Genomic DNA, 25,525 nt, shown 5'->3' with positions numbered 1-25,525 from the left:
TCACGCCGTGGAGGACTCGATGTTTCACCCCAAACTGTTCGAAAGCCGCAACGTGGTTGTGACTGGTGGGGGGAGGGGTATCGGCCTGGAAGTGGCGCGGCAATTTCTCGATTGCGGGGCGAGGGTGCTGGTGCACCTCGGCCGCGGCGCTGAGCGTGATCTGCCTGATTTCCTACTAACGGCGGAAGAAGACCGCCGGGCCTTTCTCGTAACAGCCGATTTTTCCACGCCGGGCGGCACCAGCGGATTTGCCGAGAAGGCCCTTGCAACCTTCGACCGTGTCCATGTGCTTATCAATAATGCCGGAACCATGGTCGGCCGCTTTCCGGCAGGGGATCTGAGCGACGAGCAGTACCAGACGATTGTGCGGCTGAATCAGACCTCGGTCGTTGAGATAACACGCGCGCTTATCCCAGCATTGAGAGCATCGCAGGAGGCGGCAATCGTCAACACGGTCTCCATTTCCGCGCTGACGGGCGGCAGTCCCGGCTCGGCAATCTATTCGGCGTCGAAGGCATTTGTCGCAACCTATTCGAAGGCGCTCGCAAGGGAGCTCGCGCCCGATGGCATTCGCGTCAACTGCGTCTCGCCGGGAACGATCGAAACCGACTTCCACCAGCGATATTCGTCGCCGGAGAAGCTGGAGCAGACCCGCAAGGCCATTCCCCTGCAGCGATTGGGCACCTCCGAGGATTGCGCGCCGGCATACCTCTTCCTTTCGGCGCCGTCTCTTTCCGGGTACATCACCGGGCAAGTGCTCGAGATCAACGGCGGTCAGCTCATCTGCTGAGTTGCGGGACTTTTTTTGGTATTTTGGCAGATCCAAACAGCTGGCTGCTGCGAATATGTTATGATTTAGCTTCCTACATATTGTTTTTGCAACCAGAGATGAAGAATGCACTTGCCTACACCAAGACCGGGTATGCCTGGTCGGGATCTGCAGAAGCTTTCTGCAAGAGCGCGAGAAGCGGGCGACTTTCTCAAGGCACTCTCCCACCACACACGGCTAGTTATTCTTTGCCTCCTGACCGAGGGAGAAAAGACGGTGGGCCAGCTTGAGGAAAGCCTCGGCATTCAGCAGGCAATGGTGTCGCAGCAGTTGGCGCGCCTCAGACTGGACGGGCTCGTCGCCAGCCGTCGTGACGGTCGCATGATTTATTACAGCGTCGCCCATCCAGACACGACCACGCTGCTGCATTTTCTGTTCGGGATGTTTCCCGAAACACAGGACAATTGACAATCGGCCTTGCCGACTGCTCTCTCTGACCTGAAGGCGGCAACGTGCCGCAGCTCGGCAGAGAGACCGAATGATCGATAAGCTGGAATTCTTTATCGCGCTCGCCAATGAGAAGCACTTCGGCCGTGCCGCAGAAGAGTGCGGCATTTCACAGCCGACGTTGTCCGCTGCCATCCGCCAGCTTGAGGATCAGCTTGGCGTGATCCTCGTGCAGCGTGGCTCGCGTTTCCAGGGGCTGACACCCGAGGGTCAGCGCGTGCTCGAATGGGCGCGGCGCATCGTCGGCGATGCCCGCACGATGCGCGAAGAAATGCGGGCCGCCCGCAAGGGGCTGTCGGGACATATCAAGATCGCCGTCATCCCGACAGCGCTCGCTATGTTGCCGCGCATCACAACGCCGTTTCAGGAGCGGCATCCGGATGTGACCTTTTCCATCGTGTCCCGCAATTCTCTGCAGGTGCTCAGCATGCTGGAGAATCTCGAGATCGACGCCGGCATTACTTATCTCGAAAACGAGCCGCTTGGGCGCGTGACGAGCGTGCCGCTCTATGCCGAGCACTACAATTTGATAACCGCCGCCGGCAGCCCTCTATCCGATCGTGACAGCGTCACCTGGAAGGAAGTGGGCGGTCTTCGGCTTTGTCTATTGACGGCGGACATGCAGAATCGCCGTATCATCAATCATCACCTGGCCGAAGCTGGCGTTACTGCGCATCCGACACTCGAGTCCAATTCGATGATCGTGTTGTTCTCGCATGTCCGTACCGGACGCTGGGCCAGCATCATGCCGCGCAATGTCGCGAAATCATTTGGCTTTCCCGCCGAAATACGCATGATTCCGATTGTCGAGCCGCGTGCGCACCATCTTGTCGGTCTGGTTGCGACGCATCGTGAGCCGTTCACGCCCTTGGTTTCCGCCTTGCTGCATGAGGCTCGGATTCTCGCCGAAGAGCTGGAATCTTGATAGGAATTTTCTATCGTTTGACGGAACATCATTATTGATCGCTTCGTCCATCCCTGAGAAGGTTCTATAATGAACGGACGCGAGCGGTTCTGTCGGCCATAGGGTTCTGAGGAAAGCCCGCCTGCCCAGGCCCGCGACGTGTAACTTGCAGGCCGTGGGAGGGCTGCTGATGAATATTCATGTCGCCAAGGGCGATATCGCAACGCGCACCACAGCGATCATCGATCAACTCAAGCATCTCGAAGGCCCGCTGCTGCCGATCCTCCACGAGATCCAGGGTGAATTCGGCTACGTGCCGCAGGAGGCCCTCCCTATCATTGCGGAGGAACTCAATCTTTCGCGGGCTGAGGTGCATGGCGTCGTCACCTTCTACCATGACTATCGCGATCACCCTGCTGGCCGGCATGTGTTGAAACTCTGCCGCGCCGAAGCCTGCCAATCGATGGGCGGCGATGCGCTGGCCGAGCGCGTGAAGGCGCTGCTCGGCATCGACTGGCACGGCACGACGCCTGACGGAGCGATCACCCTCGAACCCGTCTTCTGTCTTGGGCTCTGTTCGTGCTCGCCGTCCGCGATGATGGACGGCGAGGTTCATGGCCGGGTGGATACTGCCGATCTCGAGGCGCTGATTTTGGAGGCCCGCCGATGACCATCAGGATCTATGTTCCCTGTGATGCCGCGGCCTTGGCATTGGGTGCCGAACGGGTGACGAAGGCAATCTCGGAGCAGATTGCGGCGCGCGGGCTTGACGCCAAGATCGTGCGCAACGGCTCGCGCGGCATGCATTGGCTGGAGCCGCTGGTCGAGGTTGAAGTCTCGGGCAAGCGCATCGGCTACGGGCCGGTAAAGGCAAAGGACGTTGTTTCGCTGTTCGATGCCGGATTGGTCACCGGCGGGGATCATCCCCTCTGTCTTGGTGAGGTCGAGGAACTGCCGTTCCTCAAGCGTCAGACGCGCTTGACCTTTGCCCGCTGCGGCATCACCGATCCGCTATCGCTCGATGATTATGAAGCCCATGGTGGGCTCGCCGGCTTGCGTCGTGCTGTTTCGATGCGGCCTGCCGATGTCGTCAAGGAGGTCACCGATTCCGGCCTGCGTGGCCGTGGTGGCGCGGGTTTCCCGACAGGGATCAAGTGGAAGACGGTGCTTGATGCGCCGGGCGAGCGCAAATACATCGTCTGCAATGCCGACGAAGGCGACAGCGGCACCTTCGCCGACCGGATGATCATGGAGGGCGATCCCTTCGTGCTGATCGAAGGTATGGCGATCGCTGGCCTTGCGACCGGCGCGACCAAGGGCTTCGTCTACACACGCTCGGAATATCCGCATGCGATCGCGGCGATGAGCCGGGCGATCGATATTGCCCGCATCGCCGGAATACTCGGCACGTCGGTTCTCGGCTCGGGCAAGACCTTCGATATGGAGGTTCGTACCGGTGCGGGCGCCTATGTCTGCGGTGAGGAGACGGCGCTTTTGAACAGCCTCGAAGGCAAGCGCGGCATCGTGCGCGCCAAGCCACCGCTACCGGCCCACAAGGGTCTCTTCGACTGTCCGACCGTTATCAACAATGTCATTTCGCTCGCCTCCGTGCCGGTGATCATGGACAAGGGAGCGGCCTATTATCGCGACTTCGGCCTTGGCCGGTCGCGCGGCACCATTCCGATTCAGATCGCCGGCAATGTGAAGCATGGCGGTCTGTTCGAGACGGCATTCGGCATTTCGCTTGGCGACCTGGTTGATGACATTGCCGGTGGAACCGCATCCGGGCGACCGGTGAAGGCGGTTCAAGTCGGCGGACCGCTCGGTGCGTACTTCCCGCGCGCTCTGTTTGACACGCCATTCGACTACGAGGCTTTCGCGGCCAAGGACGGGTTGATCGGTCACGCCGGCATCGTCGTTTTCGACGATACGGCTGACATGCTAAAGCAGGCCCGGTTTGCGATGGAGTTTTGTGCCGTCGAAAGCTGTGGCAAGTGCACGCCCTGTCGCATCGGCTCGACGCGTGGCGTCGAGACGGCTGACAAGATCGCGCGCGGCATCGAGCCGGAGAAAAACCGCGAGTTGCTTGCCGATCTCTGCAACACAATGAAATTCGGGTCGCTCTGCGCCCTCGGGGGCTTCACACCCTATCCTGTGATGAGCGCCATGACGCATTTCCCGGAAGATTTCGTTCCCATACCTCTTATCGAAGCGGCGGAGTAAGACCTATGCCTCTCGTCCACGAAACCGATTACGGCACGCCAGCCTCGACCTCTGAAACCATGGTAACGCTCACCATCGACGGCAACCAGGTGACGGTGCCGGAGGGAACATCCGTCATGCGCGCATCGATGGATGCGGGCATCGAGATCCCGAAGCTCTGCGCCACCGATATGATGGATGCCTTCGGCTCCTGCCGGCTGTGTCTCGTCGAAATCGAGGGCAGGGCCGGTCTGCCGGCCTCGTGCACAACGCCGGTTGCACCTGGCATGGTGGTCTCGACGCAGACGAACCGGCTGAAAGATGTCCGTCGCGGGGTGATGGAACTCTATATCTCCGACCACCCGCTCGACTGTCTGACCTGCGCTGCCAACGGTGATTGCGAGCTGCAGGATATGGCGGGCGCCGTCGGTCTGCGCGACGTGCGCTATGGCTATGATGGCGACAATCACGTCAAGGCGCGCAACAACGGCGATCTCAATCTCAAATGGGCGCCGAAGGACGAATCCAACCCTTATTTCACCTTCGATCCGGCAAAGTGCATCGTCTGCTCGCGCTGCGTGCGCGCCTGCGAGGAAGTGCAGGGCACGTTTGCGCTGACCATCGAGGGGCGTGGTTTCGATTCGCGTGTTTCGGCCGGCATGCATGAAGATTTCGTCTCGTCGGAATGTGTTTCCTGCGGCGCCTGTGTCCAGGCCTGCCCTACGGCGACGCTGATCGAAAAGTCGGTGATCGAGATCGGTCAGCCAGAGCATTCGGTGGTTACGACCTGCGCCTATTGCGGCGTCGGCTGCTCCTTCAAGGCGGAGATGCGGGGCGAAGAACTGGTGCGCATGGTGCCCTGGAAGGATGGGCAGGCGAACCGTGGGCACTCCTGCGTCAAAGGCCGCTTTGCTTATGGTTATTCCAGCCATAAGGACCGCATTCTCAATCCGATGATCCGCGAGAAGATCACCGATCCCTGGCGCGAAGTGACCTGGGACGAGGCGTTCGCGCATGTGGCGTCGGAATTCCGCCGCATCCAGTATCAATATGGGCGCGACTCCGTCGGCGGCATCACATCGTCGCGCTGCACCAACGAAGAAACCTATCTGGTGCAGAAGCTGGTGCGCGCCGGTTTCCGCAACAACAACGTCGACACCTGCGCTCGCGTTTGTCATTCGCCGACCGGCTATGGCCTCGGCCAGGCCTTCGGCACTTCGGCCGGCACACAGAACTTCGACAGCGTCGAGAAGAGCGATGTCGTCGTCATCATCGGCGCCAATCCGACCGATGGCCACCCGGTCTTCGCCTCGCGCCTGAAGAAACGGTTGCGGCAGGGCGCCAAGCTGATCGTCATCGATCCGCGCCGCACCGACATCGTGCGCTCGCCGCATGTTGAAGCGTCCTATCACCTCCCACTGAAACCCGGCACGAACGTCGCGATCCTGACGTCGCTCGCGCATGTCATTGTGACGGAAGGACTGTTCAACGAGGCCTTCATCCGCGAACGTTGCGACTGGTCGGAGTTCGAGGACTGGGCAAGCTTCGTTGCCGAGCCGTATCACAGCCCTGAAGCGTCGGAGAAGTTCACCGGCGTTCCGGCCGATCTGGTGCGCGGTGCCGCGCGTCTCTATGCCACGGGCGGCAATGGTGCGATCTACTACGGCCTCGGCGTCACCGAGCACAGCCAGGGCTCGACCACTGTCATGGCGATCGCCAACCTCGCCATGGTGACCGGCAATATCGGCCGCCCGGGCGTCGGCGTGAACCCGCTGCGCGGCCAAAACAACGTTCAGGGCTCCTGCGACATGGGCTCCTTCCCGCACGAGCTGCCCGGCTATCGCCATATCTCCGATGACGCGACGCGCGACATCTTCGAGAAGCTCTGGGGCGTCAAGATCAGCAACGAGCCGGGCCTGCGCATTCCGAATATGCTGGATGCGGCGGTCGACGGAACGTTCAAGGGCCTCTACGTCCAGGGTGAGGATATCCTGCAGTCCGATCCTGATACGAAGCACGTCGCGGCCGGCCTTGCCGCCATGGAATGCGTCGTCGTTCACGACCTCTTCCTGAACGAGACGGCGAACTACGCGCATGTCTTCCTGCCGGGCTCCAGTTTCCTTGAGAAGGATGGGACCTTCACCAACGCCGAGCGCCGCATCAACCGCGTTCGCAAGGTCATGAGTCCCCGCAACGGCTATGCCGACTGGGAGGTCACGCAGAAGATGGCGCAGGCCATGGGCCTTGCCTGGAACTACACGCACCCTTCCGAGATCATGGATGAGATCGCCGCGACGACGCCGAGCTTCGCGCTTGTCTCCTACGACTACCTGGACAATGTGGGCTCGGTGCAGTGGCCCTGCAATGAGGCACATCCACTGGGCTCGCCGATCATGCATGTCGACGGGTTCGTCCGCGGCAAGGGCAAGTTCATCCGCACCGAATATGTCGCGACCGATGAGCGGACGGGACCGCGCTTCCCGCTGCTGCTGACGACCGGGCGCATCCTCAGCCAGTACAATGTCGGGGCGCAAACGCGTCGCACGGAAAACGTTGTCTGGCATCCCGAGGACCGCCTTGAGATCCATGCGCACGACGCCGAACAACGCGGGATCCGTGATGGCGACTGGATAAAGCTGATGAGCCGCTCGGGTGATACGACGCTGCGCGCGCTGATCACCGACCGGGTTGCGCCCGGTGTCGTCTACACGACCTTCCATCATCCGGATACGCAGGCGAACGTCATCACGACCGACTTCTCCGACTGGGCGACGAACTGCCCGGAATACAAGGTGACGGCCGTGCAGGTTTCGCCTTCCAACGGTCCGACCGACTGGCAGCGCGACTACGACGAGCAGGCCCGCCAGAGCCGCCGGATCGTGAGCAAGCTGGAGCCCGCGGAGTGATGATTGACCGCCCGACCCGCATTGCTGTCAGACGCACCGCCCGCAGCGGCGGTCTGGTCATGCCGGGCGAGCGGCTCGTTCCCGAGGAGGTCCCGATCGCTTTCTCCTATGGCGGCGGCACGCATGCCGTGATGATGGGAACGCCCGGCGATCTCGAGGATTTTGCCATCGGCTTCAGCCTCACCGAAGGGATCATTTCCGATATCGGGCAGGTCGCGGGGATCGAGATCGTTGAAAGCGAGAAGGGCATCGACATCCAGATCTCTCTGGTCGACGAGGCTGCTGCTGCGTTGACAGCCCGGAGACGCAGCATGGCCGGACCCGTCGGCTGCGGGCTCTGCGGGATCGAATCGATCGAGCAGGCCGTCCGCAAGGTTCCTGATGTTGGCGCTGTGTCGCTTCAGGTGACTCACCGCGATATCGTCCAGGCCGTTTCGTTGCTGAACGGGGCGCAGCCCCTACATCGCGAGACGCGCGCCGTACACGGCGCCGGCTTCTACCTGCCTGGCAGGGGGCTGCTGGCGGTGCGCGAAGATGTCGGCCGGCATAACGCGCTCGACAAGCTTTGCGGCGCGATCGTTCGTCAACGGCAATCCGGAACGGAAGGCATGGTTGCAGTTACCAGTCGCCTGTCCGTCGAGATGGTGCAGAAGGCTGCAATCCTCGGCAGCTCCGTACTCGCGGCCATTTCCGCGCCGACCGCACTTGCTATTCGAACGGCCGATGAAGCCGGCATGACCCTCGTTGCGCTCGTGCGTGGCGAGGACTTCGAGATTTTCACGCATCCGCACCGCATCCAGCCAGGAAGCATCTCCGATGTCGCATGATACCCAGTCGAAACTAGTCTACATGGCCAATCAGATCGCGACCTTCTTCAAGAGTCAGCCGGAGAGCGAAGCTGCGCAGGGCGTGGCGACGCACATCAACAAATTCTGGGAGCCGCGCATGCGGCGGCAACTGTTCGAGATCCTGGAGGGTGATGCCCATGGCCTCAGCCCACTCGTTATCCAGGCTGCACCGTTGATCAAACGGCCTGAACCGGCCGCGAGCGCACTTAACTGACCTCGCTGGCGAAGGCGGGCTGTAGCCGCCTCTGGCCAGTCCACCATCACCGCTTTCCCGTATTGCATTGTCGACAAAAAAGCCGCCTCGAAGGCGACTTCTTTCATTTGGATAAGGGGCTAAATCAGGCGGCGAGATCGTCTGTCTCGCTTTCCTTGAACATCTTGGCGAGGTTGAGGAAGCAGATCATGCCGTTCTCCGAGGCGATGATGCCCTCGCAGAAAGCCCGATCGAAGGAGGCCGTGACTTCAGGAACGGGCTGAACCTGGCTGGAGGAGATAGTGAGGATGTCCGAGACGCGATCGACCAGCATGCCGATGACCATGTTGTGGACTTCGGCCACGACAATGGCGCTGCGCTCATTGGCGACCGTGCTCTTCATGCCGAGCTTGAAGGCAAGATCGATGATCGGGATTACCGAGCCGCGCAGGTTCATGACGCCGATGACGTCGGCCGGCGCATGCGGGATCGGCGTTGACGGTGCCCAGCCGCGAATTTCGCGGATTGTCGTCGTCTTCACGCAGAATTCCTGATCGTGCAGTCTGAAGGCAATGATCTCCAGCGTATCGCCGCTGAAGTTCGTGGAATTGATCGTAGCCATTAGTATTGTCCCAACCGTCAAAAGCCAGGGCAGAAGCAACCGGGCCACCATTGGCGCGGATGGACTTTGCCTTCAAACCGCGCGTGCTCTCCTGAGGAGCAGTATCGATACGGTTACTCCGGACCTTAACGGAAGAGTGTTGCCCAAATCTAAATTGAGGCAGCTGATTTTTGGTCAGGTGGAAACGGTAGGCGCCGCGTCATCATTCGTGGATCGTCAAGGAGAATTGCGTCCGGTTTGATGGCGAGGATGCGCTCAAGGCCATGCTGGTCGACCTGGCCCACCGGAAAGGGCGGATATTCCCGCAGCGCGATCGAACGAGGTTGCCCAACCATGACAGCAACGCGCATCCCTGCCTCACGAACCGTGTCAGATAGTGCCGGTGTCGCCGACGCTTGCCACAATCTGAACCAGTCGGCTCCGGCTGCGCGGGCCGCATCAGCACAGGCAGGATCCTCGAGAAATGCCAGGATTGCGATGTCCTTCGACAGACGGCGGATGCTGTCGATCAATGCAATACTGCGCAGTCCAATGAGCGTGCGTCGCATTGCATCATGTTGCGCAACGTCGTCAATGATTTGCGCAATCTGGTCCTCGTGGCTCAGCTTGATGTCCAACAGGATGCCCAAAGGATCAGAGGCTTCCAACGCTTCCCCAAGGGTCATTACGCTTGGCAGCAGGCTGCGCAGTGTCGCAAGATCGAGATCCGATACGGCCCGTGGGTCGTTGCAGAGTCGATGGAGGTCCGGATCGTGGACGCAAACGAGGGCGCCATCCCGCGTCAACCGGATGTCAGTTTCTATCGCGTCAGCTCCAGCTGCCACGGCAGCCTTGAAGGCAAAGATGCTGTTTTCTGCAGCCAGCGCTGCACCCCCGCGATGGGCTACCGCAAGCGGTCCGCGGTCCGGCGCGCCTTTCCACAGGTCTATGGCCATATGTTCCCTTGCAGCGACCTCGACTCATTCGATCGGGCTCACCTTAGGTTTGAAATAGCCGCCGTACCACTTGTCTTTTCGCGGCGCTCCGGCGCTAGGCGAGCGTCTTTTCGATCTGCTCCACCGCCCAGTCGACCTGGCTCTTGGTGATAACAAGCGGCGGGGCGAGGCGGATGGTGTTCTCGTGTGTGTCCTTGGCAAGCAGGCCGCGATCCTTGAGCGTGTAGCAATACTGGCGGGCGCCGCCGGCTTCCGGCACGAGTTCGACCGCCATCATCAGTCCGCGACCGCGCACGTCCTTGACGATGTTGGAGCGAATGGAACGCAGCCCTTCCAGGAAGTAGTCGCCCATCTTTTCGGCGTTTTCGATCATGCCTTCTTCGGTCAGAACCTTGAGTGCAGCGCGCGCGACGGCGCAGGCAAGCGGATTGCCGCCGAAGGTCGAGCCGTGCTGCCCGGGCTTCAGGACACCGAGCACTTCGGAATTGGAAAGCACGGCCGAGACCGGATAGAAGCCACCGGAGAGGGCCTTGCCGATCAGCGTCACGTCGGCCTCGATCCCCTCGTGCTCTTCGGCCAGCAGCTTGCCGGTGCGCCCGAGGCCAGTCTGGATCTCGTCAAGGATCAGCGTCACCTTGTTCTCGGTGCAGAGTTCGCGCACGCGCTTGAAGTAGCCGGTCGGCGGGATGATAACGCCGGCCTCGCCCTGGATCGGCTCGATCAGGGCAGCGACGGTGTTCTCGTTGATGGCGGCGGCGAATGCTTCGGCATCGCCGAACGGAACTGTCCGGAAACCAGGCGTATAGGGACCGAAGCCGGTGCGCGCATCGGGATCCGTCGAGAAGCTGATGATGCTTAGCGTGCGGCCATGGAAGTTGTCCGCGCAGACGATGATTTCGGCCTTGCCATCCGGTACGCCCTTGACCTCGTAGCCCCACTTGCGCACTGCCTTGATGGCGGTTTCGACGGCTTCGGCGCCCGAGTTCATCGGCAGGATTTTGTGCGAGCCGGTCAGCGCCGCGAGTTCTTCGTAGAGATGCGCGAGCTGGTCGTTGCGGAAAGCGCGTGAGGTCAGCGTCAGCTTGCCGGCCTGCTCGACCATGGCGGCCAGGATCTTCGGATGGCAATGTCCCTGGTTCACAGCCGAATAGGCCGACAGGCAGTCGAGATACCGCTTGCCGTCGGTATCCCAGACGTAGACGCCTTCGCCCCGTGTGAGGACGACATCGAGCGGCTTGTAATTGTGGGCGCCGAGGCGCTGTTCGGTATCGATCAGGTTCTTGGAATTGCTCATGTCTGTTCTCCTCAGGCGGCGCGAGTCGGACGGTCGAAGATGCGGCGGCCAAAGAGGCTTGCGGTCAGCTCCACCAGAATCCGGGCACTTTTGCCGCGGTCGTCGAGGAACGGGTTGAGCTCGACGAGGTCGAGCGAGGAGACGAGGCCGCTATCGCAGAGCATTTCCATGATGAGATGCGCTTCACGGAAGGTCGCGCCGCCGGGAACCGTCGTGCCGACGCCGGGTGCGATCTCCGGATCGAGGAAATCAACGTCGAGGCTTACATGCAGCAGGCCGTTTGTATCGGACACGACGCCAAGGATCTGGCGGATCGCCGCAGCGACGCCTTGTTCGTCAAGCCAGCGCATGTCGAAGACGTTGACCCCATGCTCCTTGATGAGTTCCCGTTCAGACGCATCGACCGAACGGATGCCGACCTGAAAGACGTTGCGTGGATCAACAAACGGGCGATCCTTCGGCAGGATCTCGGCAAGTTCGGCCTGGCCGCAGAAATAGGCGACTGGCATGCCGTGAATGTTGCCGGAGGGAGAGGAATCGGGCGTGTTGAAGTCGGAGTGGGCGTCAAGCCAAAGGACGAAGAGCGGCCGGCCCTGTTGGGCGGCGTAGCGCGCCATTCCGGACACAGTGCCCATCGAGAGGCTGTGATCGCCACCAAGGATCAGCGGAAAGCGTCCGGCTGCGGCGGCCTCATAGACGCCGGCTTCGAGTGCGCGGGTGAATGCGCCGACGACACGCAGATTGTGGGCTTTCGGATGGTTCGGCAGATCACGTGCAGGAACGACATGCACGTCGCCGGCATCGACCACGTCATGGCCAAGATCGATCAGCGTCTGATCGACGCCTGCGATGCGAAGTGCCGCTGGACCCATGCCGGCGCCTCGGCGTCCGGAACCTTCTTCCAGCGGGGCTCCAATAAGCGTAACCGATCTTGCTTGTGGCTGCATGCGTTCTCTCCAACTCGTGTTTTCCGAAGGCATATTGAGATATCGGCGCGGCGACAAATAGATGAAAAAGTGCCGATAATGCGCTATGATTGATCAGTTTGATAAGTGCTTTTTGACAAAGTGACGGCCATGGACGATCTCGATCAAGAACTTCTCAGCGCTTTGCGACATAATGCGCGCACACCGGTTTCATCGCTGGCGGCAATGACCGGTGCATCGCGTGCGACGGTCGCGGCGCGCATCGACCGGCTGGTTGCCAAGGGCACCATAACCGCCTTCACGGTCCGCACGGGCCATGAAACCCGCGCGGCGGGTGTGCGCGCGATCGTCATGATCGAAGTGCTCGGCAAGCTCGCGGACAAGGTCGCCGATCAGCTTCGCGGTCTGCCGCAGGTGCGTGCGCTGCACAGCACCAACGGGAAATGGGATTTCATTGCCGAACTCGAGGACCGCGATCTCGTCTCCTTCGACGAAACGCTGCGCCGGATCCGGCTGATCAATGGCATCAATACCACGGAAACCAACATCCTGCTGAAGACCAGCAAGACCAGCTTCTAATACTCGTGCTCGTAGACGACGCCGGCCTCCCCTTCGCCGTCGCCGCCCGCCCCGGCACGCAGCTTCACACCCCGACCGACGTCGAAATTGATGATCGCCTTGGCGCCGCCCTTGCCGGTGGTCTGCTGCAGTTCGAAATAGGTCCGGTCGTTGAGATAGCGGCCGACGCTGACGCTGGTTCGGCCCTTTGCATCGGTACTGACGTCGAAATCGTCGACGCCAAGCTGGTTGCGCAGACCCTGGAACAGAGATCCTGAACGACCGCCGGCCAATTGGGCGACAGCATCGGCGAGCTGGGCGATCTGAACCGGAGACAGTCGCGACATCGACTGCCCGAAGATCAACTGCGCCAGAACCTCGTCCTGTGGCAAGGCTGGCGACGAAGAGAAGGTGATCGAGGGATCGGTTGCCAGTCCGGTTACATCGACCGTCAGCGTCGTGGAGCCGGAGGTCGAGCTCGCTTCCATATCAAGCGCAGGGGTCAGATCGCCGGCAAAAGTGATGCGGCTTCGGCTGGTGAAATCGAGGCGCCGATTCAGGATCGTCAAGCGACCGCGGCGCATGGTGAAGCCGCCCGAGACGATCGGCTCTGCCGCCGTTCCCCTGATCGTGACGCTGCCACCGAGTTCAGCATCGATGCCGCGGCCACGCACGAAGATCTGTGAGGGAGCGTCCAGCTGAAGATCGAGATTGATGGTGTTGGATTTTGTGCGCGCGCCCTGTTGCGTCTCGTCACGCAACTGCGCGAGAACCGCTTTCGGGGCGTTTACGTGCCGGATGTCGATTTCGCGCAACGACGTCGGCAGTCTCTCGGGGACCGTGATCGAGGCTCTTTCAAGCCGCAGCCTGCCATTCAAGGTGGGGTTGGCGAGCAGCGGACCACGAAGACCGAGCGTGCCGTCAACGGTTGCCACCACGAGTGTTCCGTCGACATAGACGGCCCTGTCGAGCTTGACGTCGATGTTGGCAGGGAAGTTGGAGGCCGGCTGTATCCCGACGCTGCCCGACACCGAGACGCTGCCACCGCTGGCAAGCTGACCTGTGAGCCGCGAGATCACCGCCTCATTGCCGTTGAACCGGATATCCGCAGTCAGATTGTTGATCGCAAGGTTGCGGCGGACATCGACGAACCTTGCGCCGCTCGTCGTCACAGTGCCGTTGATGGACGGAGCGGCGGCAGTTCCGCTGATCTGCAGATTGAGATTGGCCGTGCCGTCGGCAACGAATCCCTGGGCTGCAAGCTGCGTGCTGAGCACGGCGAATGGTAGATTACCGGAAAAGCGCATATCGAGCGCACGATTGCCGGTAATGGTAACACTGCCGCCGCCCCGCAGGGAGAGGCCGCTGTCGCCGGCCAGATTCGTATCAATCGTCAGCCGGTCGTCTTTCAGCCTTCCATTTGCAGCGACACTCAGGGGCGAAAGTCCGGCGCTTCTGGTCTGGCTGGTGGCAGCGCCCCTCCAATCGAGGTCGAAGTCCACAGCCGGCAAAGGCAGCTTGCCTGATGCCTTGACCGAGCCCGAAATGTTGCCTTCGGCAGCCAGCCCCGGCACGAATGCGTTGGCAAGGCCGGCAGGTAGGTTGGAAATGTCTGCATCCACCGCGAGCGATTGGGCATCCTGTCCAGCGATGACGAAGTTGCCGCCGGCCTTCATGGACACGCCGTTGCCGCTCAAATTCGTCGTGAATTCGAGCATGCCGTCTGCAAGCTTTCCGTTGGCGCTTGCCGAGAGTGGCCGGATGCCGGATGCCCTCGTCTGCGTGGTCGCAGCGTCCTTCCAATCCAGCTTGTAATCGATGATCGGATTGACGGGCGTCCCCGACGTTTTCGCCGTTCCTGATATTGTTCCTTCCGCGCCGAGGTTCGGGACGAAGCCATTGGCGAGGCTTGCAGGCAGATCCGCGATGTCAGCGTCGACCGAGAGGCCCTGGACGCTGGCGCCTTGCAGGTTTGCCGTTCCCTTTGCCTTTAGCAGGGTACTGCGACTGCTGTTCAACGTGGCGTCAAAGGAGATCTTGTTGTCGGCGAGGTTGCCGGCCGCATTCAGCCGAAGACCGGAAAGGCCGGCAGCCCTCGTCTGACGGGTCCCGGCATTGTTCCAATCGAGCTTGAAGTCGACCGCAGGAATGGGGAGCGAGCCGGAGGCGGTCGCCGTGCCGGAGATCGTTCCTTCAGCCCCGAGATCAGGCATGAAGTTGTTCGCCAGCGCGGCGGGAAGGTTGCTTAGCGTCGCATCCGCCTGCAGGCCCTTCACGACCGTTCCCTCAACCGTAACCTTGCCCTTCGCCTTCAGAGCAGAGCCGCCATCGCCGTCGAGATTTGTCTCGAAATCGAGGGTGTTGTTGGCGAAAGTGCCCTTGGCACCGAGCGCAAGGGCGGAGAGGCGTGCCGCCTTGGTCTGGGTGGTCGCGAGATCCTTCCAGCTGAGGTCGAAGTTTGCCGTTGGCTGTTGCAACGTTCCGGAGGCGGACGCCGTGCCGGAGATCGTGCCGCTGGCGCCGAGGTTCGGAACGAAGGCGTTTGCGAGGCCTGCGGGAACGTTGCGTATCGTCGCGTCCGCTGTCAGGCTCTCGATTTTTGTTCCCGCCAGCGAAACGTTGCCGGAGGCGCTCAATGCCACGCCGCCATTCGCCGACAGCTCGCTCTGCACGGTCAATTTTTCATCCGCGAAGTTGCCTTTTGCCGTCAGAGTGATGCCGGCCAGGCGGGCTGCCTTCGTGTGGCTCGTCGCGGCGTCCTTCCAGGCGAGATCGAAGGTCGCTGTCGGTGTCGGCAACTTGCCAGAGGCCGACACCGTACCCGATATCATGCCCTCAGCGGCAAGATTCGGGACGAAACCGTTGGCCAGAGCAGCGGGAATGTTGGCGAGTTGCCCGTCAATTTTCAGCGTCTGGGCGTCGGCGCCGGCAACGACGAAATTGCCGTTCGCCTGTATAGACATGCCGCCGCTAGCGCGCGCATCAGCGTCGAAGTTGAGAATATTGTCCTTGAGGTTGCCACTTGCCGTCAGCCCGAGCGATGAGAGCTTGGCACTTCTGGTCTGGCTCGTTGCGGCGTTCTTCCAATTCAGCTTGAAGTCGACCGCAGGGGCGGGCAGCTTTCCGGCTGCAGTGACGGTGCCGGAGATCGAACCTTCGGCGGCAAGCGCGGGAACAAGTGCATTCGCCAATCCGGCCGGTATGTTGACGATATCGGCATCGACCTTCAGCGATTGCGCATTCGGGCCGCCCGTCACGACGTTGCCGCCCGCTTTCAGCGATACGCCACCTTTGCCCGCGAGGTTCGTTTCGAAATTGAGCGTGTTGTCGGCGAATGTCCCGTTTGCAACGATCGCCAGTGGCGAAAGACCGGCGCCCTTCGTCTGGCTGGTGGCCGCGTCCTTCCAATCCAGATCAAAGTTGGCAATCGGCGCTGCCGGCGTGCCGGTCACGGTAACCTTGCCCGAGATCGTGCCTGCGGCATCGAGTTGCGGGACGAAGCTATTGGCAAGGCTTGCCGGCAGATCCCGTATGTCAGCCTTGATATCCAGAGTTTCGCCGACCGTACCGCTGACGTGAACCGAGCCGTCGCCGGTCTTCAGTTCCACGGCGCTCAGCGTCACGGTGCCGCCACTGATCGAAACCTCCGACGGTGCTGCAAGCTCTACCGGAATGTTGCGGGGTTTCGCCAAGAAGCGGTCGAGGCGAAGCAGCGTCGTGCCGGCGTTCACCTCGACGCTGCCGGATGCGACCAACGGATTGGCGTCATAAGTGGCGCCGAGATCGAAGTTTGTCCGGTTTTGCTGCTGCGTGAAATTGAGCGCCAGGCTTTCCGCCTTGTTGGGCCCGGAGGAAAGCTCTTGCGCCGTGATTGTGCCCGTCGCGGCAAAGGCCTTGAGGTCGGTAACCGCGACGTTGATATCAGGTCCGACGACGGCAAACGTATCGCGCTTCAGGCCGCTGCCGGACGCGACAACTTTGAGGGCGATCTTACCGTTGTCGTTGGCGATATCGACCGATCCCTTCAGGTCACCCTGCGCCTTCTGTCCGCCCAGTGCCGCGAGAAGACCGATATCAGGGAAGTCAAACGTCGCCTGTCCGGTCGGCGCGAAAGCAGGAGATAGTTCGATATGGCCCGTCAGGCGATTGTTGCCGACGTCGGCGGCGATCGACGGAAGTTGCACTTTCCCGTCCACCACTTGAACAGCCGTGGCGATATTGATTGGCTGCTCGTCGATCGTGCCCTTGGCGGTGATGTCAGCCTGTGGCGCCTTCGGGTCCGCGCTTCCGGAAACGTTGATGTCAAGCTGCTTGACCTGCCGGCCCGCCATCATCAGTGACGGCCCTTTGATATTGGCTGCCACTGCGAGTGCGGAGATATTGCCTTTTGCGCTCAGCTGATAATTCAATTCGCCCGCTGCGCCTTGCAGCAGGGTCTGAATATCTGGAACGCGGCCTGAGAGATTGGCATCGAGCATGTCTTCGTCGAGCACGACCCCGCCGGTGGCCTCGAGAGCGTTCGACTTGATGGAAAGGTTCGAGATGTTGAACTTCGAGGGAACCGTTCCCGCGACCTGGCCCTCAATCACGATCGGTGCGTTGAAACGCGTGGCGACGGCAGGCGGCAGAGCCGCCGGCTGGACGGTCAGCTTGACGTTACCGGTCATCGAGCTGGCGCTTAATTTGTAGGAACCGTTGACGCTTGCGTTCGCAGCCGCGCTTTCGATCGTCGCGCCATTGAAGCCAAGCGCATCGGCCGAGATTTGCAGTGGCAACGTTATCGTGACTGGGGCTTGAATTGCCCGGTTGATGTCGGGATTGACGAATGAGGCGTCACCGGCGGCGAGGGTAATCTGAACACTTCCCGAGCGACCGGCGAGATTGAAGTTGTCGCTCTTTGCCGTGAGCTTCACATTGCCGATCGTTGCCTGCGGCAAGGCCGCGGAATCGAGGGAAGCGCTCGCATTCAAGCGCGAGGCCTTGGCGTCGCCGGTCAATGAAAGATTGATACCGGAGATGAGGAAACGCGCTTCGCCGTCTGCGAGCGGCCAACGGAAATCGACCGGTCCCGACGTTCCCAGGAGATTGGCGTTCAGGCTGTTGTTGTGCTTTGGATCCAGAGTGCCGGATGCGGCGATGACAACGGCTCCGGTGGCGAGATTGCCGGTTTGGATGTCGATCTTGCCCCTGTTGTCGAAGTTCGCGGCGACATCGATGTTCGTCTGCCCGGCAAACAGCGGCCGGAAGGCGGCCGGGAGCAGAGAGCTGAGATCGCCGCCACCCTTAAGGTCAAGGTGGTGCAGGTTCTCAGGCGTCAGCGTATGGTGTGCTTCGATCGAGGCGCGCTGCTGTCCGTCCAGCGCGGCCTGGAGTTGGCCTCGCCAATCCGAAATCGGTCCGTCTCCGGTAAGCCCGATTTCCAGGGCAGGGTTATCAGGGAGTGCCAGCAGGCCTGCGAGCAGTCCACCCTTCGGTTCGGTCAGCTTTGCCTTCAGTCGCAACTGATTGCGATCCGGCATGAAGGCGGCATCGGCGATCAGCTTTGCATCCGGAACATCGTGACGATGAACGTTGATCGATGCGTTCGCACCTTCGTTGTCGGCGCGCACGCTGCCGTCCGCTGCCAGCGAGAAGGCTCGCCCGATCAGAGACTGGGCAAGGCTGATTTCGGGCAAGGCAATTTTGTCGATGTCGATCTTGATCGGCAGCGAAAAGCCGCTGTCGCCTTCGCCTGCCGCGGCTGGACGCGACGGGAGCGTCCGGACGGGTTGCCGCAGGATATGGATTGCCGACGCTTCGACACTTCTGGCGTGGAATCTGCCAGTCAGCAGCGCCAGGGGATTCCAGTCTATGGCAAGCCCGTCGATCTGCGCGAAGACGCCCTTCGTGTCAGAGAGCACGATCTGGCTCGCGCGCAGTCCGCCGGTCAGCAGCCCCTCCGGTTCTTGAACCTTGATGGTCATATCCCGGTTCGAGAGGCTTGAGGCGACCCTGTCGGTGACGATGCGCGCCCCAAAGGATGTGAAGCCCAAGACACCGATGGCGATGGCAAGCAGGACCAGGGCGGCACCAGCGGAGTACCCGAGCAGCCGCACGATCCAGTTCAAGATTTTCGCCAGTGTCTGCATGGTCGCGGACATTACTCCGTTTCTATGACGGCTCAAGGCGAACGAAGTGCCACGAGCCGCGAGTGCGTTTAGAATGACTGACCGATGCCGGCATAGATGCCGTAATCCGTGCCACCCTCGTACTTGTTGAGCGGTACCGCGAAATCAAGCCGCAGCGGACCAAACGGCGTCGCGTAGCGAATGCCGATGCCCGCACCGGCCCGAACGTCGGAAAAGTCGGGCGCAATGTCGGCCGAAACCGTCCCAACGTCGATGAAGGGCACGATGCCGATCGTATCGGTGATCTTCACCCGCGTCTCGAACGAGGCAGTGACATAGGAGGCGCCACCGGTCTCTTCGTTGTCATCGTTTCGCGGCGAGATTTCCTGGTAGCCGTAGCCGCGCACCGAGCCACCGCCGCCGGCAAAGAATCGACGTGTGGCGGGAATGTTCTGGAGGTCATCCGCCCCCAGAAGAAAGCCCGCGGAGAGCTTGCCGGCGAGAACGATACGGTCTTCCGCCCCCAGGCCATGATAACCTGAGATCGAGCCCTCGAATCCGGAGAAGAAAGTCCCGTTATAAGCCTCGTAGCTTGGCGTTGCCTTCAGTGTCGCCCGATAGCCTTCGGTCGGGTCGAACTTGTTGTCGCGGGCATCGCGCTCGTACAGGAAGGGCAGTGAGAAGGTCAGGTAGCTGTTGTTGCCGAAGGCATCGTCGTCGCGTTCCCAGCTCACCTCGCCGGAACCAGTGATCGTATCCAGATCGGATAGCTCATAGGAGAGCCCGAGAGAGGCGGTAACGAGCCTTGCCGTGTAGGCGTCGGGATTCTCGGTCTTGGCCAGGATACTGGCCCGTAGGGTCGCGGCCGGAGAAAACGCGCCAGGTTTGGTGAAGCCAACGCCGGCTGAGTAGTCGAGATCGCCAATGTTGGTCGTTTCGCCCAGTCGGCCTACGGATCCTTCGATGCGTAGCGATTCGGCTTCTCCGAAAAGATTGCGATGGCCCCAGTAGCCGTTGATGCCGAAGCCGTCCGTTGTCGAATATTGAGCGCCGACGCCGAGGTAGCGCTGCTTGCCTTCCGACACCTCGATGGTCATCGGCAATGTCCCGTCCGGTGCCAAAGCGTCTGCCTCATGAATGGTGACGCTGGAGAACACCCCCAGCGCGCGCAGTCGGTCACCGGCCTTTTTCAACGCCTCGGGTGAGTACTGTTCGCCCCTGTTCAGCCGCGAATAGCGCTGGATGAAGCCAGGGCGAACGGCCTTCTCGCCGGTAACGCCGACATCGCCGACTGGCGCGACCGGGCCGCCCTCGGCGGCGAGAACGACATCGACGGTATCCGTCCTGTGGTCGGCTACGACTTTGCGGGTCGTCAGCTTCGCCAGGGGTCGGCCTTCGCTTTTCAGCTGTTCGACGATCCTGTCCCCGGCCTTGATGATCGTCAATGAACCGGCTGTGTCGCCCGGAGCAAGATCGTAGTCTGCCGGATTGCGGCCGGCAGCGTCGCCGCCGAACTGCACTTCGCGGACCTTGAAGACCGGGCCTGCTGCGACATTGATTGTCACCGGAACCGGGCGCGAGCGATTGAAGGTCGGATTAGGCGGAAGGGCGTCTATATCGCGGCCATCGACCCTGATCGTCACCACGCCGCCGTAGCGAGCCTTCTCGAAGAGGGCGGCGAGCAGCCGTTCACGGTCGTCCCTGGCCTTGATCACGACTCCGAGGTCGCCTGAGACGGGCCGGTCCTTGTCGCCTACCAGACGGGAACTGTTTTCCAGCGCTTCCTTGAGATCGGGATCGTTCGCGTCGGTTGTCAGCGTTACGTCGTAGCGAACCGGATCAGGCACTTGATCGCTGGCGGAGTCGTCATCCTTGCCCCATAAAGTGATACCGAAAAGTTTGAAGGCGAAAGCGTCCGAGACGACAGCCGGCGAAAATGCGAACGCAGCCGCGACGACCAACATGGTGCCTACGCGCCGATACGCTATACCCGGTTTCGGTGCCGTCCCTCTGATTTGCATCCGCCGCTTTTGGTTACACAAGAATTAGGCTTCGCGCCCCCCGGCCGGCGGCAACCTTAGCGGCAAAATTCCTCGACGTGTACCGTTTTGAATCGCTTAGCCGCTGAAATGGTGGAAAAAATGAAAAATCCCGGGCTGTAAACCCGGGATGTCGACATGATTTTGCGTTGGCTCAATAGCCGCCGCGGCAATCGTCGATGTAACGTCGACCATATTGGTCGCGATAATAGCACTGTCCCGGCTGCTCAGCGACGCGCCCGATAAGGGCACCGGAAACGCCGCCGATCGCCGCGCCGACGGCGGCTCCGCGTACATTTCCCGTCACTGCGCCCCCGATGATCGCGCCAGACGCAGCACCGATGCCAGCGCCCTGCTGGGTTGGTGTACAGCTTGCGATCGAAAGTCCAATCAAAGCGAATGCAACAATCTTCTTAATCAATTTCTTCTCCTGATGGTCGCCCTCAAAGAGCGGTGGCCGTCCCTGATTCTTGTTTTTGTCATGCTAGTCGTCAAACTGTGGCGCAAAAAGAGCAAGCTGCGTTCGGCGCTTATTTTTTCGCAGAATTGCTGTTGCAACTTCGGCCTCAATTCGGTGCAACCGAACACGGCGAATTTAACTAGCCTCCCTAAAGTAGTGGTTGATCCCAAAGCGAAAACGTCAAATGATACCGTTCGTGCCTGGAGGAGGCGCGAGGAGGAAATCATGGCGAAAGTGAAACTGACGGTGAACGGCCGGGCAGTCGGTGGTGACTGTGAAGAGCGTACGCTTCTTGTCCATTTTATTCGCGAAAAACTCGGTCTGACGGGAACGCACGTCGGCTGCGATACCAACCAATGCGGTGCCTGCGTCGTTCACATGGATGGCAAATCCGTGAAGAGCTGCTCGATCCTTGCCGTCCAGGCGTCGGGTTCGACGATCACGACTATCGAGGGCCTTGCCAACAACGGTGAATTGCATCCTGTTCAAGCCGCTTTCAAGGAGCATCACGGTCTGCAATGCGGTTTCTGCACGCCGGGCATGGTGATGACGGCTGTCGACATGATTTCGCGCCACGGCGGCGATCTGGACGAAAAGACGGTCCGTCATGAACTCGACGGCAATATCTGTCGATGCACCGGCTACCACAACATCGTCAAAGCCGTTCTGTCTGCCAACGAGCAGATGCGCGGCACTGCCAAGCAGGCGGCCGAATAGCTCTCAGGAATTGTCTGGCTGACTGCCGAACAGGATTCACTTTGGCGGAATGCCGGGCCCGAAACCCCATTGGGAGGACATTATGGGTGTTGAAGGAATTGGTGCACGCGTCGCGCGAAAGGAAGACAAACGGTTCTTGACCGGCAAGGGCCGCTATACCGACGACATGGTCGTGCCAGGAATGAAATTCGCCTATTTCATCCGCAGTCCGCATGCGCACGCCAAGATCAAAGGGATTGATGCGGCATCGGCAAAGGCCATGCCCGGCGTCATCGACGTGCTCGACGGCAAGCAGTTGCTCGCTGACGGGATCGGCAACCTCATCTGCGGCTGGATGATCCATTCGAAGGATGGTTCGCCGATGAAGATGGGCGCCTGGCGCCCGCTTGCGGTGGAGACCGTCCGCTACGTCGGCGATGCCGTCGCGGTGATCGTCGCTGATTCGCTTGCGGAGGCACGGGACGCTGCAGAAGCCGTCGTCGTCGATTATGAGGAATTGCCGGTTGTCGTCGAGGCGGTCGAGGCGCTGAAATCAGGGGCGCCGCAGCTCCATCCCGAAGCTCAGAACAACCTGATCTTCGACTGGGAACTTGGCGACGGCGCTGCGACCGACAAGGCTATTTCCGAAGCGGCACACGTCACGGAAATCGAGATTCACAACAATCGCCTCTCTCCGAATGCGATGGAGCCGCGGGCTGCGCTCGGGATCTACGATGCTGCCGAGGATCACTACACCTGCTATACGACGAGCCAGAACCCGCACGTCGCCCGTCTGGTGATGAGCGCCTTCTACAACGTCGCGCCGGAGAACAAGCTGCGGTTGATTGCTCCGGACGTCGGCGGCGGCTTTGGATCGAAGATCTACATCTACCCCGAAGAAATCGTCTGCCTCTGGGCCTCCAAGAAGACAGGCGTGCCGGTGAAATGGAATTCCGACCGCACCGAAGCCTTCCTGACCGATGCGCATGGCCGCGACCACGTCTCCAAGGTGAAGATGGCCTTTGACAGCGAGCACCGCATCATCGGGCTGAAGGTCGACACCATCTGCAATCTCGGCGCCTATATGTCGCTGTTCTCGTCGGCGGTCCCGACCTACCTCTATGCAACTCTCCTATCCGGCCAATACGACATTCCGGCCATCCATGCCAATGTGCGCACGGTCTATACCAATACTGCACCCGTCGATGCCTATCGAGGCGCCGGCCGGCCGGAGGCAACCTTCCTGCTCGAGCGGACGATGGAAACGGCAGCCCGCGAGCTCGGCATCTCGCCGGCCGAGCTGCGGCGGAAGAATTTCATCCGCTCCTTCCCGCATCAGACACCTGTTATCATGAACTATGACGCGGGTGATTACGAAGCATCCCTCAATGCTGCCATGCAGGCCGCCGACTGGAGCGGGTTCGCGGCGCGCAAGGCCGAGGCGGCGAGCCGCGGCCTGAAGCGCGGTCTCGGCATGAGTTGCTACATCGAGGCTTGTGGAATTGCTCCCTCGCAGGCGGTCGGCTCGCTTGGCGCCGGCGTCGGCTTGTGGGAATCGGCGGAGGTACGCGTCAATGCGGTAGGCACGATAGAAGTGCTCACTGGATCCCACAGCCACGGGCAGGGCCACGAGACGACCTTCGCCCAGCTGGTTTCGGATCGCCTCGGCGTTCCGCTGGAAAGCGTGTCGATCGTTCATGGCGACACCGACAAGGTGCAGATGGGGATGGGTACCTACGGCTCACGCTCGGGCGCCGTCGGGATGTCTGCCGTGGTCAAGGCGCTCGACAAGGTCGAAGCCAAGGCCAAAAAGATTGCCGCCCATTTGATGGAGGCCGACGAGGGCGATATCGTCATCGAGAACGGCGAGGTGAAGGTCGCCGGGACCGACAAGAGCCTTCCGTGGTTCCAGGTGGCGCTCGCCGCCTACACCGCGCACAATCTGCCGGGCGGCATGGAGCCGGGGCTGAAGGAGACCGCCTTCTACGACCCCTCCAATTTCACCTTCCCGGCCGGCTGCTACATCTGCGAGGTCGAGGTCGATCCGGAAACCGGCAAGACAGAGATCATCCAGTTCGTCGCGGCGGACGATTTCGGCAACATCATCAACCCGATGATCGTTGAAGGTCAGGTACATGGCGGTATCGCACAGGGTATCGGTCAGGCCCTGCTCGAGGCCGTGCATTATGACGAGAACGGTCAGCTGTTGACGGCAAGTTTCATGGACTATGCCATGCCGCGCGCCGACGACCTACCGTCGTTCAAGGTCTCGCATCAGGTAACGCCGTCCCCGAGCAATCCGCTCGGCATCAAGGGGTGCGGCGAGGCCGGTGCGATCGGGTCTCCCCCGGCACTCATCAATGCCATCACCGATGCCATCGGCAACAACATGCTGACGATGCCCGCCACCCCGCAGAAGGTGTGGATGGCAGCGCGCGCGGTTCATTGAGGAGAAACGACGATGTATCAGACCAACTATCACCGCGCGTCCTCGGTCGATGAAGCCGTCAGGATGATTTCGGGAACGTCGGAAGGCAAATATGTCTCCGGCGGCATGACATTGATCCCGACGATGAAGCAACGCCTCGCCGCGCCGAGCGACCTTGTCGATCTCAGGCACATCCCGGCGATGCAGGGCATCAAGATCGACGGCCGCAAGGTAACGATCGGGGCGGCGACGCCGCACGCCGAAGTCGCCGCGTCGGCGGCATTGCGGGCGGTCTGCCCCGCGATCTGCGACCTCGCCGGCATGATCGGCGATCCGCATGTCCGCCACATGGGCACGATCGGCGGCTCGATCGCCAACAACGACCCTGCGGCGGACTATCCCTCGGCGATGCTGGCGTTGAATGCCCGCATCATCACCAACAAGCGTGAGATCCGAGCTGACGATTTTTTCACCGGTCTGTTCGAGACGGCATTGGAGGATGGCGAGCTGGTCACGGCGATAAGCTTCGGGGTGCCTGAAAAAGCAGGCTACTCGAAGTTTCCAAATCCGGCATCGCGCTATGCAATGACGGGGGTCTTCGTTGCCAAAGGTGCCGATGGCGTGCGGGTTGCCGTTACCGGGGCAGGATCCAACGGCGTCTTTCGTGAGACGGCCATGGAGGCCGCGCTCAACGCGAACTGGTCTTCCGGCTCCGTCGCTGGTGTCGATGTCAATCCGGCCGGGCTGATGTCGGACCTGCATGCCAGTGCGGAATATCGCGCCAACCTGATCAAAGTGATGGCCAAACGCGCCGTCGCCGAGGCGGGCTAATGAAACGAGCATGATCGCGAGGTGGCGTTGCTGCCTCGCTGCGTCTGGCCAAAACGAGTTTTTTCGAATTAATATAATTCAAGACTATGGGCCTTTTGCCGCAGTTGATGGTAAAGCGGGGGCAAAGGGTTGACGTACGTGCGACCGTTGGCAAAAAACGGTCGCACGATACTGGAGCAGATGATGGATTTCGAAGCATTTTTCAAAAGCGAGTTGGACGGGCTTCACGCTGAAGGCCGCTATCGCGTTTTTGCTGATCTTGAGCGTCACCGCGGCAGCTTTCCGCGCGCCACGCGGCAC

At 61.0% G+C, this 25,525-nt stretch carries 19 protein-coding genes; 12 read left to right on the top strand and 7 right to left on the bottom strand.

The genetic code is table 11. From position 1 onward, the window contains the following. The first annotated feature begins 19 nt into the window (after positions 1-19). The 8 genes from ATY79_RS17785 to ATY79_RS17750 all read left to right on the top strand — a co-directional run bounded on the left by ATY79_RS17785 (position 20) and on the right by ATY79_RS17750 (position 8,350). Entirely contained in the window at positions 20-790 is a 771-nt protein-coding gene (locus ATY79_RS17785; protein WP_088692924.1) for an SDR family oxidoreductase, read from the top strand. Positions 791-895: 105 nt separating this feature from the next. Next, complete coding sequence (locus ATY79_RS17780) at positions 896-1,237, top strand: metalloregulator ArsR/SmtB family transcription factor (RefSeq protein WP_088692923.1); 342 nt, start codon at positions 896-898, stop codon at positions 1,235-1,237. Positions 1,238-1,307: 70 nt separating this feature from the next. Then, a complete protein-coding gene (locus ATY79_RS17775) occupies positions 1,308-2,201 on the top strand; it encodes a LysR family transcriptional regulator (RefSeq protein ID WP_088692922.1) in 894 nt (297 codons plus the stop codon). A gap of 169 nt (positions 2,202-2,370) precedes the next feature. Beyond that, a complete protein-coding gene (locus tag ATY79_RS17770) occupies positions 2,371-2,850 on the top strand; it encodes a formate dehydrogenase subunit gamma (protein WP_088692921.1) in 480 nt (159 codons plus the stop codon). After that, on the top strand, positions 2,847-4,403 hold the full coding sequence (locus tag ATY79_RS17765; protein ID WP_088692920.1) for an NADH-quinone oxidoreductase subunit NuoF: 1,557 nt from the start codon (positions 2,847-2,849) through the stop codon (positions 4,401-4,403). The genes ATY79_RS17770 and ATY79_RS17765 overlap by 4 nt, the downstream gene beginning before the upstream one ends. A gap of 5 nt (positions 4,404-4,408) precedes the next feature. Then, positions 4,409-7,288: a formate dehydrogenase subunit alpha gene (gene fdhF, locus ATY79_RS17760; RefSeq protein ID WP_088692919.1), complete on the top strand. Its 2,880-nt coding sequence runs from the start codon at positions 4,409-4,411 to the stop codon at positions 7,286-7,288. Next, positions 7,288-8,115: a formate dehydrogenase accessory sulfurtransferase FdhD gene (fdhD, locus tag ATY79_RS17755; protein WP_088692918.1), complete on the top strand. Its 828-nt coding sequence runs from the start codon at positions 7,288-7,290 to the stop codon at positions 8,113-8,115. The genes fdhF and fdhD overlap by 1 nt, the downstream gene beginning before the upstream one ends. Further along, positions 8,105-8,350 carry a formate dehydrogenase subunit delta gene (locus ATY79_RS17750; RefSeq protein ID WP_088692917.1) on the top strand — a complete coding sequence of 82 codons (246 nt, stop codon included), beginning with the start codon at positions 8,105-8,107 and terminating at the stop codon, positions 8,348-8,350. The genes fdhD and ATY79_RS17750 overlap by 11 nt, the downstream gene beginning before the upstream one ends. Positions 8,351-8,474: 124 nt before the next feature. Here ATY79_RS17750 and ATY79_RS17745 read toward each other — a convergent pair whose 3' ends face one another. From ATY79_RS17745 to rocF, 4 genes are all read right to left on the bottom strand, one after another. After that, complete coding sequence (locus ATY79_RS17745) at positions 8,475-8,951, bottom strand: chemotaxis protein CheW (RefSeq protein ID WP_007796914.1); 477 nt, start codon at positions 8,949-8,951, stop codon at positions 8,475-8,477. A 149-nt stretch (positions 8,952-9,100) separates the two neighbouring features. After that, a complete protein-coding gene (locus tag ATY79_RS17740; protein ID WP_088692916.1) occupies positions 9,101-9,886 on the bottom strand; it encodes a glycerophosphodiester phosphodiesterase family protein in 786 nt (261 codons plus the stop codon). A 94-nt stretch (positions 9,887-9,980) separates the two neighbouring features. Beyond that, positions 9,981-11,180 carry an ornithine--oxo-acid transaminase gene (gene rocD / locus ATY79_RS17735; protein WP_088692915.1) on the bottom strand — a complete coding sequence of 400 codons (1,200 nt, stop codon included), beginning with the start codon at positions 11,178-11,180 and terminating at the stop codon, positions 9,981-9,983. A gap of 11 nt (positions 11,181-11,191) precedes the next feature. Then, the gene (gene rocF, locus ATY79_RS17730; RefSeq protein WP_088692914.1) at positions 11,192-12,127 is read right to left on the bottom strand and encodes an arginase; all 936 of its coding nucleotides are present in this window, start codon (positions 12,125-12,127) and stop codon (positions 11,192-11,194) included. Between the two features lie 129 nt (positions 12,128-12,256). Between rocF and ATY79_RS17725 the strand changes: the two genes are divergently transcribed. Next, entirely contained in the window at positions 12,257-12,685 is a 429-nt protein-coding gene (locus ATY79_RS17725; RefSeq protein WP_088692913.1) for an Lrp/AsnC family transcriptional regulator, read from the top strand. On the opposite strand, the gene ATY79_RS17720 is transcribed toward ATY79_RS17725, so the two are convergent. The 3 genes from ATY79_RS17720 to ATY79_RS17710 form a co-directional block, all read right to left on the bottom strand. After that, on the bottom strand, positions 12,682-18,792 hold the full coding sequence (locus ATY79_RS17720; protein ID WP_189637164.1) for a translocation/assembly module TamB domain-containing protein: 6,111 nt from the start codon (positions 18,790-18,792) through the stop codon (positions 12,682-12,684). The two genes, ATY79_RS17725 and ATY79_RS17720, sit on opposite strands and share 4 nt — an antisense overlap. A gap of 68 nt (positions 18,793-18,860) precedes the next feature. Beyond that, complete coding sequence (locus ATY79_RS17715; protein ID WP_189637149.1) at positions 18,861-20,792, bottom strand: autotransporter assembly complex family protein; 1,932 nt, start codon at positions 20,790-20,792, stop codon at positions 18,861-18,863. Positions 20,793-20,964: 172 nt separating this feature from the next. Then, the gene (locus ATY79_RS17710; protein WP_088693227.1) at positions 20,965-21,228 is read right to left on the bottom strand and encodes a glycine zipper domain-containing protein; all 264 of its coding nucleotides are present in this window, start codon (positions 21,226-21,228) and stop codon (positions 20,965-20,967) included. Positions 21,229-21,495: 267 nt separating this feature from the next. On the opposite strand from ATY79_RS17710, the gene ATY79_RS17705 reads away from it, so the two are divergent. The 3 genes from ATY79_RS17705 (at position 21,496) to ATY79_RS17695 (ending at position 25,225) form a co-directional block, all read left to right on the top strand. After that, positions 21,496-21,987, top strand: coding sequence for a (2Fe-2S)-binding protein (locus ATY79_RS17705; protein ID WP_088704531.1), 492 nt, complete (start codon positions 21,496-21,498; stop codon positions 21,985-21,987). 82 nt (positions 21,988-22,069) lie between these two features. Then, the gene (locus ATY79_RS17700; RefSeq protein WP_088704530.1) at positions 22,070-24,415 is read left to right on the top strand and encodes a xanthine dehydrogenase family protein molybdopterin-binding subunit; all 2,346 of its coding nucleotides are present in this window, start codon (positions 22,070-22,072) and stop codon (positions 24,413-24,415) included. A 12-nt stretch (positions 24,416-24,427) separates the two neighbouring features. Beyond that, entirely contained in the window at positions 24,428-25,225 is a 798-nt protein-coding gene (locus ATY79_RS17695; RefSeq protein ID WP_088704529.1) for a xanthine dehydrogenase family protein subunit M, read from the top strand. The last annotated feature ends 300 nt before the right edge of the window (positions 25,226-25,525 follow it).

Source organism: Rhizobium sp. R693, assembly GCF_002211315.1.
Taxonomy (GTDB): domain Bacteria; phylum Pseudomonadota; class Alphaproteobacteria; order Rhizobiales; family Rhizobiaceae; genus Rhizobium.
Note: the sequence above shows the minus strand (reverse complement) of the source record. Positions and strands in the feature narration are given on the sequence as shown.

What these genes read in the sequence shown, in the direction of transcription:
- ATY79_RS17785 (WP_088692924.1), top strand. Translation starts at nt 20, where the DNA reads ATGTTTCACCCCAAACTGTTCGAAAGCCGCAACGTGGTTGTGACTGGT.
- ATY79_RS17780 (WP_088692923.1), top strand. Translation starts at nt 896, where the DNA reads ATGCACTTGCCTACACCAAGACCGGGTATGCCTGGTCGGGATCTGCAG.
- ATY79_RS17775 (WP_088692922.1), top strand. Translation starts at nt 1,308, where the DNA reads ATGATCGATAAGCTGGAATTCTTTATCGCGCTCGCCAATGAGAAGCAC.
- ATY79_RS17770 (WP_088692921.1), top strand. Translation starts at nt 2,371, where the DNA reads ATGAATATTCATGTCGCCAAGGGCGATATCGCAACGCGCACCACAGCG.
- ATY79_RS17765 (WP_088692920.1), top strand. Translation starts at nt 2,847, where the DNA reads ATGACCATCAGGATCTATGTTCCCTGTGATGCCGCGGCCTTGGCATTG.
- fdhF (WP_088692919.1), top strand. Translation starts at nt 4,409, where the DNA reads ATGCCTCTCGTCCACGAAACCGATTACGGCACGCCAGCCTCGACCTCT.
- fdhD (WP_088692918.1), top strand. Translation starts at nt 7,288, where the DNA reads ATGATTGACCGCCCGACCCGCATTGCTGTCAGACGCACCGCCCGCAGC.
- ATY79_RS17750 (WP_088692917.1), top strand. Translation starts at nt 8,105, where the DNA reads ATGTCGCATGATACCCAGTCGAAACTAGTCTACATGGCCAATCAGATC.
- ATY79_RS17745 (WP_007796914.1), bottom strand. Translation starts at nt 8,951, where the DNA reads ATGGCTACGATCAATTCCACGAACTTCAGCGGCGATACGCTGGAGATC.
- ATY79_RS17740 (WP_088692916.1), bottom strand. Translation starts at nt 9,886, where the DNA reads ATGGCCATAGACCTGTGGAAAGGCGCGCCGGACCGCGGACCGCTTGCG.
- rocD (WP_088692915.1), bottom strand. Translation starts at nt 11,180, where the DNA reads ATGAGCAATTCCAAGAACCTGATCGATACCGAACAGCGCCTCGGCGCC.
- rocF (WP_088692914.1), bottom strand. Translation starts at nt 12,127, where the DNA reads ATGCAGCCACAAGCAAGATCGGTTACGCTTATTGGAGCCCCGCTGGAA.
- ATY79_RS17725 (WP_088692913.1), top strand. Translation starts at nt 12,257, where the DNA reads ATGGACGATCTCGATCAAGAACTTCTCAGCGCTTTGCGACATAATGCG.
- ATY79_RS17720 (WP_189637164.1), bottom strand. Translation starts at nt 18,792, where the DNA reads ATGCAGACACTGGCGAAAATCTTGAACTGGATCGTGCGGCTGCTCGGG.
- ATY79_RS17715 (WP_189637149.1), bottom strand. Translation starts at nt 20,792, where the DNA reads ATGCAAATCAGAGGGACGGCACCGAAACCGGGTATAGCGTATCGGCGC.
- ATY79_RS17705 (WP_088704531.1), top strand. Translation starts at nt 21,496, where the DNA reads ATGGCGAAAGTGAAACTGACGGTGAACGGCCGGGCAGTCGGTGGTGAC.
- ATY79_RS17700 (WP_088704530.1), top strand. Translation starts at nt 22,070, where the DNA reads ATGGGTGTTGAAGGAATTGGTGCACGCGTCGCGCGAAAGGAAGACAAA.
- ATY79_RS17695 (WP_088704529.1), top strand. Translation starts at nt 24,428, where the DNA reads ATGTATCAGACCAACTATCACCGCGCGTCCTCGGTCGATGAAGCCGTC.